The 7,875-nt window shown below is 66.2% G+C and carries 5 protein-coding genes; all 5 read left to right on the top strand.

Translation table 11 applies throughout. The annotated features are described in order from the left end of the window. A partial coding sequence (locus tag Q0C59_RS17095) for a PAS domain S-box protein (protein WP_291217768.1) occupies positions 1 to 2,558 on the top strand: 2,558 nt, incomplete at its 5' end. Continuing rightward, the gene (locus Q0C59_RS17090; RefSeq protein WP_291217767.1) at positions 2,555 to 3,193 is read left to right on the top strand and encodes a response regulator transcription factor; all 639 of its coding nucleotides are present in this window, start codon (positions 2,555 to 2,557) and stop codon (positions 3,191 to 3,193) included. The genes Q0C59_RS17095 and Q0C59_RS17090, both read left to right, overlap by 4 nt. A 182-nt stretch (positions 3,194 to 3,375) precedes the next feature. After that, on the top strand, positions 3,376 to 3,786 hold the full coding sequence (locus Q0C59_RS17085) for a hypothetical protein (protein ID WP_291217764.1): 411 nt from the start codon (positions 3,376 to 3,378) through the stop codon (positions 3,784 to 3,786). Positions 3,787 to 3,795: 9 nt separating this feature from the next. Beyond that, positions 3,796 to 6,693 carry a PAS domain S-box protein gene (locus Q0C59_RS17080; RefSeq protein ID WP_291217761.1) on the top strand — a complete coding sequence of 966 codons (2,898 nt, stop codon included), beginning with the start codon at positions 3,796 to 3,798 and terminating at the stop codon, positions 6,691 to 6,693. A 10-nt stretch (positions 6,694 to 6,703) separates the two neighbouring features. Continuing rightward, on the top strand, positions 6,704 to 7,864 hold the full coding sequence (locus tag Q0C59_RS17075) for a PleD family two-component system response regulator (RefSeq protein WP_291217759.1): 1,161 nt from the start codon (positions 6,704 to 6,706) through the stop codon (positions 7,862 to 7,864). Positions 7,865 to 7,875 lie beyond the last annotated feature (11 nt).

Genomic DNA, 7,875 nt, shown 5'->3' with positions numbered 1-7,875 from the left:
TGCTGTTCGACGCCCATCCCCAGCCCATGTGGGTGTTCGACCAGGACAGCAAGCGCATGCTGGCCGTCAACGCGGCGGCCATCACGCGCTACGGATACACGCGCGAAGAATTCCTGCGGTTCACCATCATGGACATCCGGCGCACGCCGCAGGGCCAACGACTCACCGCAGAGCAGATCGACAGCGATCCCGTGGGCACCGATGGCTTGCGGTTGACCTGCCGCTGGCAGCACGCCCTGAAAGACGGTGGTGTGATCGATGTGGAGGTCACGTCCAGCGACCTGCGTTGGGAGGGCCGGGCGGCACGGCTCGTGGTGGTCAACGAAGTGACCGAGCGGCTCTTGCTGGAGCGGCAGGCCCAGCAGGCCCGCACCGAGTCGCAGGCGGCCCACCAGCTGCTCAACCGTGTCATCGACCGCGTGGGTGACGCCATCATCGCGCTGGACAACGACCTGTGTTTCACTTACCTCAATGCACCTGCCCTGCTTCTGTTGCAGCGCAGCCAGGTCGAGCAGTTGATCGGCCGCTACATCTGGGACGAGTACGAGCTGGAGCAGGGCCGGGCCTTCCACCATGCCTACACCAAGGCTCTGCGGACCCAGACGCCGGACGTTTTTGAGGCCTTTTACGCACCGTTTGACAAGTGGATCGAGGTCCGGGTGTTTCCGTCGCCCGAGGGGCTGTCGATCTTCTGCAACGACATCACCGAACGCAAGCTGTTCGAGCAACTGCTGCTCGACCGCGAGCGCGATTTCCGCCTGCTGGCCGAACAGATGCCCGCCTTGATCTACCGCGCAGGTTTCGAGCCACCGTTCCCGGCCTTGTATGTCAGTCCCTACATCAACCGCCTGGGCTACACGGTGAATGAATGGCTGGCCGACCCCCATGCCTGGGCGAGCAAACTGCATCCGCACGACACCGAACGCGTGATGCGCGCGCTGTCTGCGAACCATGAAGCCGGAAACGAGAACCAGGTCGAATACCGGCTCATGGATGCGCAAGGCCAGTGGCGCCACTTTCGTGATCGGTCGCGGCGCATTGATCCCGATGATGGAAGCCCCGCCTATGTGCAGGGCATTGCGCTGGACGTGACCGATCTGGCGGAAAGCGAACAGGCCTTGCGCGCCAGCGAAGCCAGCCTGCGGCGCAGTGAACAGCGCTACCGGCTGGCCGCTTCGGGCGGCCAGGTGTGGGACTGGGATCTCGTCAGCGACCGGCTCAGCTTCAGTGACGATTTCTGGCGGCAACTCGGTTTGGAGCCGATGCCGTCATCGGGGTACCGCGGTCGTCTGGGCGCCATGACACATCCCGACGATCTCGCCCGGCACCGCGAGGCGATGCTTCGCCACCTGAAACAGCGCGAACCGTTCGACCTGGAGGTTCGCGTCTGCAACGCCAGAGGCGAGTGGCGCTGGATGCACATTCATGGACAAGCCGAATGGAACGACGCAGGCCGGGCCGTTTTCATGGCGGGCACCACGGTTGACATCACCCCGCGCAAGAAGGCCGAAGCCGCGCTGCGCGAATCGGAAGCCTACCGTCGCAGACTGTTCGAGCAACTGGCCGACGGTGTGCTGCTGATCGACAGCAACAACCGCATCCTCGATGCCAATCCGCAGGCCCTGGTCATGTTGGGCCACGAAGGCGACAGTCTGGCCGACATGTCGCTGCAGTCCCTGCTGGTGGACCAGCAGCCCGACCTGACGCTGGACACCTTGCTGGAGGATCCCCAGGGCCCGGGGCGGTTGGTGGAGTGGACCATCCTGCGCCGCGACGGCAGCCGTTTGCCGGTGGAGGTGCGCACCCGGGCGCTCGATTCAAAACGCTACATCGCGGTGCTGCGCGACATCGCCGATCGGGTGGCTGCCCGCAACGCGCTGCTGACCTACCAGCTCGAACTTTCCGAACTCACCCAACGCCTGCTCATGCAGGAGAAGAACACCACCCGGCGGGTGGCGCAGGCGCTGCACGACAACCTGGGCCAGTCGCTGGCCGTGGCGCGCCTGAACCTTGACGCGGTGGTGACCACGGCGGGCGACACCCTGCCACCGGCGCTGGCCGAGCAGTGCCGGCAACTGGCCCGGATGCTGGCGCAGGCGGTGCGCGATGTGCGGGAAGTGCTGGCCGATCTGCGTCCGCCCCTGCTGGAGGAACAGGGCCTGGCGGCAGCGCTGGACAACGAGATCCGCACCACCCTGCGGGCGGTGGGTGCCGATGTGCTGCTGGAAGTTGCCGACGGCCTGGTGCGGCAACGCTGGCCCGTGGACGTGGAATACAGCGCCTTCATGGTGGTGCGCGAGGCCATTGCCAATGCACGCCTGCACGCCCGGTCTTCCCTGATCCGGGTGTTGCTGGACGGGGATGTGGGCGCCCTGCACCTGGATGTGATTGATGACGGCGTGGGCATTCCGCAGGACATGCAGCTCGGCCGCCCTGGCCACCTGGGCGTGGTGGGCATGCGCGAGCGCTCGATCTCGATCGGTGCGCGCTTTTCCGTGACGGCCGAAAACACCGGCGGCACCCGTGTGACCCTGCACTGGGAGGCGCCGCGTTCATGAGCCTGCTCTATCTCGTTGACGACCACACCCTGTTGCGCGACGGCTTGCGGGCGGTGCTGCAGGCTGCGGGGCACCAGGTGGTGGGCGAGTCGGCCGACCCGACGCAGGCGCTGGCCGAACTGCGCGGGCTCGGGCCTGTGGTGGTGCTGCTCGATCTGCACCTGGGTCAGCGCTCGGGCTTCGAGTTGCTGACCGAGCTGCAGCGCCGCGCACCCGAGGTGCGCGCCATCGTGCTCACCATGTCGGCCCAGCCGCGCCATGTGGCCGAGGCCCTGCGGCTGGGCGCAGCGGGTTATGTGCTCAAGGGCTCCCCCGCTTCCCAACTGCTGGAAGCCGTGGACGCGGTGGACAAGGGCCAGCGCTTCCTGGGCTCCGATGTGGCCGACCTCGCGGTGCAGGGCCTCACGGCGCCGGGTGACGGAGCGCTGGACACGCTGTCGGTGCGCGAGCGCCAGATCGTGCTGATGGTGGTGCAGGGGCAGTCCAGCGCCGAGATCGGGCGCGCGTTGCACCTGTCGCCCAAAACGGTGGACTCGTACCGCAGCCGCATCATGGCCAAGCTGGCCACACCCGACGTGCCCGCCCTGGTCCGCTTTGCCATCCGCCATGGCCTGATCGACGCCGACAACGCCTGATCTGTGGGGGGGCCACAACGGCATGTTGTGCGTTGTCACACACAAGTGGCCGGTGCACAAGGTCAACCCACACGGTGCATCGAGAACTCCCCACAGACCTGAAGCGGGGGTCTTTTTACATTGGGTCACGGTTGTTGTTCAGGTGGCTCGCTGGGCCCGGACGACCGTCATCGAGAGCTTCCGTGTCCTCCTCGTGGTCTGTTGAACGCCTTGCGACTCTTGAACCGGATGCTGCGCCATGCCGCGTGCTGCTGGTGGTGGACGACCCCGGGCGTCAGACCCTGCTGAAGGGCTGTGTGCAGAAGCATCTGCCGGGTTGCCGCATCGAGATGGTCGACTCCTACTACGACGCCATGTCCCGCGCCACGCGGCTGCAGACCGATTTGCTGGTGCTCGACCTGTCGCTGGACAGCGTGCTCGTGCCGGCGCTGAAGCGGTTTCTGGCGCGCGCCGCGCCGCAGGCGCTGGTGCATGTGTTTGACGACTCGCAGGACAGCGCACCCGGCGCCGGCACCGACTGCAACCGCCCGTCCATTCTTCAGCTCAAGCAGGCGTTCGCTTCCTTGGCCGACTTGCGCTCCCCCCCTCTCTGAGACACCGCCATGCCATCCGCACCTCTGCCACCTCAAGAATCCCTGCGCCTGGAAACCCTGAGCGCGCTGGATGTGCTCGACACGCCGCCCGACCCCGTGCTCGACGGCCTGGTGCGCACCGCTGCTGGTCTCCTCGGGTGTCCGGTCTCATTGGTCACGCTGGTCGACGAGCACCGCCAGTGGTTCAAGGCGCGCCATGGGCTGGACGCACAGCAGACGCCGCGCGAGCTCGCATTTTGTGCCCACGCCATCCTGCAGACCGACCTGTTCGAGGTGCCCGATGCCCGGCTGGATGCCCGATTTGCCGACAACCCGCTGGTGACCGGTGACCCGCGGGTGGTCTTCTATGCCGGCGTGCCGTTGTCGGTGGAAGGTCAGTCCATGGGCACCCTGTGTGCCATCGACCACCGGCCGCGCCAGCTCACCGACGATCAGCGCCGGCTGCTCAAGGACCTGGCGCGTGTGGCCGAGCACTGGCTGCGCACCCAGCTGGTCCACCAGCAGCTGCAACGCGCGGGCAGCGAGCGCCGCGAGCTGTTTGACCAGATGGGAGACGGGATCCTGCTGCTGGACCGCAACCACCAGGTGATCGAAGTGAATCGCGCCACCGCGCGCATGTTGGGCCACAGCGCCGACGACCTGCGCCGCATGCGGCTGCACGATCTGTTGCCCGCCCATGAGCACCCACGGCTCAAGCGTGCAGCGCTCAAGGTGCTCAAGGGCGACGAGCGCCTGGGCGACTGGCGAGTGTTGCGGCGCGACGGCAGCAGCTTCATGGCCGAGATGAGCACCCGCGCGGTGGACCAGCGTTTTGTGGTCGTCATGCGCGACATTTCCGAACGCCACGCGCAGGAGCAGGAGGTTCGCTTGCTGTCGATGGCGGTGGAGCAAAGCGCACAAAGCATCGTGATCACCGATCTGGAAGGCAACATCCAGTACGTCAACGCCGCCACCCTGTCCAGCTCGGGCTACACCATGGAGGAACTGCTGGGGCGCAATCCGCGGCTGCTGCAGTCGGGCAACACCCCGCGCGAGACCTACAACCGCATGTGGGATCGCTTGCTGTCCGGCCGTCCCTGGCGCGGCATGCTCTTCAATCGCCGGAAAAACGGCGAGGAATATGTCGAAGACGCGACCGTCACCCCCATTCGCGACGCCCGCGGGCGTGTGACAGAGTACATGGCCTTGATGCTGGATGTGACCGAGAAGCGGCGCCTCATGGACGAACTGGAGCAGCACCAGCACCACCTGGAGGACCTGGTGGAGCAGCGCACCGTGGCGCTGGTGGCCGCACGCCGCGCAGCCGAGGCCGCCAGCGAAGCCAAGAGTGCGTTCCTCGCCACCATGAGCCACGAAATCCGCACGCCCATGAATGGGGTGGTGGGCAGCCTCGATTTGCTGCAGCGCTCCACGCTGTCGCCCTACCAGCGCGACCTGGCCGACACCGTGAGCGAATCGGCACAGGCCTTGCTGACCATCATCGACGACATCCTGGACTTCTCGAAAATTGAAGCGGGCCAGCTCAAACTGGAGCGTGCGCCGGTCGCCCTGGTGCGGCTGACCGACAGCGTGTGTGACGCCCTGCACCCCACGGCCACCGCGAACCGGGTCGAACTGCAGGTGGACGTGGCCGACGGTTTGCCGGACTGGATCCTGAGTGACGCCGGGCGTCTGCGCCAGATCCTCAACAACCTGCTGGGCAACGCCATCAAGTTCTCGGTCGGCACGGGCCGTCCAGGCCAGGTGGTGCTGCGGGTGCAGCCGTGCGGCGCAGACCTGCCCGGGCACCTGCAGCTCAGCGTGGTCGACAACGGCATCGGCATGGCGCCGGAAGCCTTGCAGCGCATCTTTCAGCCCTTCGTCCAGGGTGAAAGCGCCACCACACGCCGCTTCGGCGGCACCGGACTGGGCCTGTCCATCTGCAAACGCCTGGCTGGCCTGATGGGCGGCTGGGTCGACGTCGAGAGCGTGGAGGGCCAGGGATCCTCGTTCACCGTGACCTTGCCCTTCGAACCGACGCTGGCGCCACGCCACGCGGTGGACGACAGCCCCCCTGTGACCACACAGACCGGGCCGCACTTCGCACCATCGGGTGGCCCGCTGGTGCTGGTGGCCGAGGACAACGCCATCAACCAGAAAGTGATCGGTCACCAGCTTGCGCTGCTGGGCGTGGCGGTGGAAATGGTCAGCGACGGGCTGGAGGCACTGACGCTCTGGCGCGCCGGACATGCCATGCAGCGCCATGCCCTGCTGCTCACCGACCTTCACATGCCCGGCATCGACGGCTACACGCTGGCCACCACCATCCGCAGCGAAGAGACGGGCGATGCGCGCATGCCCATCGTGGCCTTGTCGGCCAATGCACTGAGTGGCGAGATCGACCGCTGCCGCGCCGCCGGCATGGACGACTACCTGAGCAAACCGGTGCAGACCAACGCGCTGGGCGAGATGCTCAAACGCTGGTTGCCGACAGAAGATGCACAAACACCGCCGTCGTTCGACCCGGTGGACTGCGAGGAAGTGGACGTGATGGAGGTCGAGCTGGGGCTTTGCGCCTACGACGACCAGGCGCTGGAACGCCTGGTGGGCAACGACCCCGCGCTGCTGGTGGATTTTCGCCAGCGTTTTGTGATCTCCGCGCTCAACACCATGGACGAAATGCGCCGCGCCGCCAACCGTGCCGACGTGGTCGCGCTGGGTGATCTGGCGCACCGTCTCAAATCGTCCGCACGGGCCATTGGCGCGGTGTCGCTGGCGACCTGTTGCGATCGCATCGAGCGCGCCGACCCCACGTGCAGCACCACCGAAATGCACCGCCTCACCGCCCAGATGGAGGACGCATTGGCCCATGTGATGACCAGCTTGTCCGGTCATGAGGGCATGCAGCGTTCAGACGCTGCTCACTGAGCGATCCGCCATGAACCACAGAGAAGCCCGCATCCTCGTCGTTGGCGACAACGCAGTGGACGCCGAACAGGTGTGCAGCATGCTGCGCGACCGTTACCCCCACGTGGAGGCCACGACCGATCCGATGAAGTCGGACGCGGTGTTCGACCGCGTCAAGCCCCAGGTGCTGGTGCTGGCCTTCAAGTCGCTGGAAGCCTGTGAACGTTTTTACCTCGGCCTGTACCGGCGCAGCGAGGTGATCCAGTTGCTCACGCATCGCACGCTGCTGCTGTGCGACAAGGAGAGCGTGAGGCGCGCATTCGACCTCTGCCTGCAGGAGGTGTTCGACGACTATGTGCTGTTCTGGCCGTTGGTGCACGATGCCAAGCGCCTGGCGATGTCGGTGCACCTGGCACTTGGCGCACTGGACCAGGAGCTGGCGCTGGCGCCGCTGTCGGAGCTGGCCACGCTGGCACGCCGCGCCGAAACGCTGGAAGACCAGCTGGCCCAGCAGGTCCGGCTGGGACGGGTGCACGCGCAGAACGCGCAAAACACCGCGCGCCAGGCCCAGGCATCGGTCAGTCGGGCCATGGGGGGACTGTCCGAGCGCATCCTGGCCACCGGTCTGGACAACGCGCTGACCGCGAGCGATGCCTCGCGCGTCGGGCAGGCCTTTGACAAGCTGCAGCGCGAAGCGCTCATTCCCACGCTGGAAGAGGTGGTGCAGGCAGCGCAACCCATGCGCGACTGGGTCGACACCATCACAGCGGAGCTGGCCGAACCGTTGCAGGCCGCACGCGATCTGGTGCAACACGCCAAGGTGAGCCGCCCGCATCTGCTGGTGGTGGACGACGACGAGTTCATGCGGCGCCTGCTGACACAGCTGCTCACCGCCGCGCGTTACGACGTGCACTCGGTCGGCACGGCATTGGACGCCCAACAGTTCCTCATGTTCAACCGTCCCGACCTGATCCTGATGGACTTCAAGCTGCCCGACTCCGACGGCATCCTGCTCACGCGCGAGCTCAAGGGCAGTGCCTTGAGCCAGGACATTCCCGTGATCATGCTGACCGGCCAAACGGAAAAACAGGTGATCGTGGACAGCCGCAAGGCCGGTGCGGTGGACTTCGTGGCCAAGCCCTTCAACCGTGACATCCTGTTGAAGAAGGTGGCCCAGCACCTGATCCATTGAGGTCGGGTCAG

Source organism: Hydrogenophaga sp. (assembly GCF_022844385.1).
Classification (GTDB): Bacteria; Pseudomonadota; Gammaproteobacteria; order Burkholderiales; family Burkholderiaceae_C; genus Hydrogenophaga.
The sequence above is the reverse complement of the archived record's forward strand: the minus strand, read 5'-3'. Positions and strand labels throughout refer to the sequence as shown.

What these genes read in the sequence shown, in the direction of transcription:
- Q0C59_RS17080 (WP_291217761.1), top strand. Translation starts at nt 3,796, where the DNA reads ATGCCATCCGCACCTCTGCCACCTCAAGAATCCCTGCGCCTGGAAACC.
- Q0C59_RS17075 (WP_291217759.1), top strand. Translation starts at nt 6,704, where the DNA reads ATGAACCACAGAGAAGCCCGCATCCTCGTCGTTGGCGACAACGCAGTG.
- Q0C59_RS17090 (WP_291217767.1), top strand. Translation starts at nt 2,555, where the DNA reads ATGAGCCTGCTCTATCTCGTTGACGACCACACCCTGTTGCGCGACGGC.